Origin of the sequence: Candidatus Litorirhabdus singularis (genome assembly GCF_026262625.1) — a bacterium.
In the GTDB taxonomy this organism is placed as follows: domain Bacteria; phylum Pseudomonadota; class Gammaproteobacteria; order Pseudomonadales; family Halieaceae; genus Litorirhabdus; species Litorirhabdus singularis.
Window position 1 is genome coordinate 1 of record NZ_SHNN01000013.1, and the last position, 1,884, is coordinate 1,884.

Here is a 1,884-nt window from a genome sequence, read left to right on the forward strand (position 1 = left end):
GGAGTTTTTGTGGCTGGTGGCGGTAAGTTGAAGAAGGGTAAGGCAAAACGCAAACCGAACTTCGAGCTGCGGCCGAACCCCTGATCCGGTTTGCCCATCAGGAGCTGGACGGGAGCGCCCAGCCCAGAATCCATTCATGTGACAAGCGCCATAGCCCACCTATTATTGCGAACAAAGCCTGATAAACTGAATAAAATGAAGTAACGCAAGGACGCGCTTCATGAACCACGCATGGTCGGACAGGATGTCTGGCGGTGAAGTGTTTGCCTATATTCGCCACAAGCCAGAGCAAACAATGCTTTACCAACTTATCGAGCGCCATTGGCCCGAGTTTCAGTCGCACTTGGGCGAAGTGGGAAGCTATTTGCCTCGCCATGTCGCGCGCGAGTTTGACGAGTATCTTGATTGCGGCCGATTGGAGCGTGGATTTCTTCGAGTTCGTTGCGAAGACTGTCACCACGAACATCTGGTGGCCTTCAGCTGCAAACGCCGAGGCTTTTGCCCCAGTTGTGGTGCAAGGCGTATGGCGGAAACCGCCTCACTGCTGGTGGATGACGTCTTACCCTACAAACCCATTCGGCAATGGGTGCTCAGTTTCCCCTACCCCCTACGATTTTTACTGGCCAACAGCCCACAGGTGATGAGTAAAGTGCTGGCTATTGTTAACCGAGTGATATCAACACATCTGATCAAAAAAGCGGGTTCCAATAAAGCGCAGGCGCAAACGGGCGCCGTCACACTGATACAGCGATTTGGATCAGCTCTCAATCTCAACCTACACTTCCACGCTCTTTTCATTGATGGTGTTTACCAGCAAAAAGATAATGGAAAACTGCGGTTTCACCGCGTTAACGCCCCCACGACTAATGAGCTAAACACACTGGTCGCGACGATTAGCCAGCGCGTTGCACGGCATCTGGAGCGCCAGGGGCTATTGACGCGAGATGATGAAAGCAGTTATTTAACGCTGGATTTACAAGACGACGATGCGATGAGCCAGCTTCAAGGCCACTCCATCACGTATCGAATCGCGGTGGGTCCTCAGCAAGGGCGTAAAGTTTTCACCTTGCAAACGATCCCGTCCTGGGAAGATGATGATTTCGGTATTAACCAGGTCGGAAAAATTGCCGGTTTTTCGCTGCATGCCGGTGTGGCAACAAAAACGCGTGAACGTAAGAAGCTGGAACGTTTGTGCCGCTATATCGCCCGGCCCGGCGTATCAGAAAAGCGATTGGCAGTCACCTCGCATGGTAAGGTCAGATACGAGCTAAAGACACCTTACAGAGATGGGACTACGCACGTCATCTTCGAACCATTGGACTTTATTGCCAAGCTGGCTGCTCTCGTGCCTAAACCCCGAGCCAATCTGACGCGGTTTCATGGAGTTCTGGCGCCCAATAGCAAGTATCGAATCCACGTGACGCCGGCTAAACGGGGCAAGGGCAGCAATAAGCTTGACTTAAAGAGCAAGAAGAGTGCTGAGCCGACAGTGGGTGAGCATAAGGAAATGACCTGGGCGCAACGGCTTAAACGCGTGTTTAATATCGATATCACGATCTGCAATCGATGTAGCGGTGCGGTCAAGATCATCGCATGCATCGAAGATCCTATAGTCATCAAGAAAATTCTGGATCATCTAGATGCCAAATCCGGGGCATTAGCCTCAGCTAATCAACTGCCAGAACCGAGAGCGCCGCCTCAAGCAAGACTCTTCGACTAAGAATCACAGGGAATGTGTAGAAATGTGCTGCTCAAGGATGAAGCTGGCAGGGCATCTTGCGAGTTGGGAGAGCCCCATTAATAATAAGCCTCACAAATACAGGCAATTAATATTCAATGAGTGACTAATTAGCATATTTATAATAGCTGGAGACCGTTTCAGCC

General features: G+C 50.9%; 1 protein-coding gene. It reads left to right on the plus strand.

The window, feature by feature from the left end; translation table 11 throughout:
* Nucleotides 1-220: 220 nt before the first annotated feature.
* Nucleotides 221-1,720, plus strand: a complete 1,500-nt coding sequence (locus EYC98_RS21635) for a transposase (protein ID WP_279247497.1) — start codon at nt 221-223, stop codon at nt 1,718-1,720.
* Nucleotides 1,721-1,884: the final 164 nt, after the last annotated feature.

Coding starts and splice junctions, on each gene's coding strand:
- EYC98_RS21635 (WP_279247497.1), top strand. CDS start 221: ATGAACCACGCATGGTCGGACAGGATGTCTGGCGGTGAAGTGTTTGCC.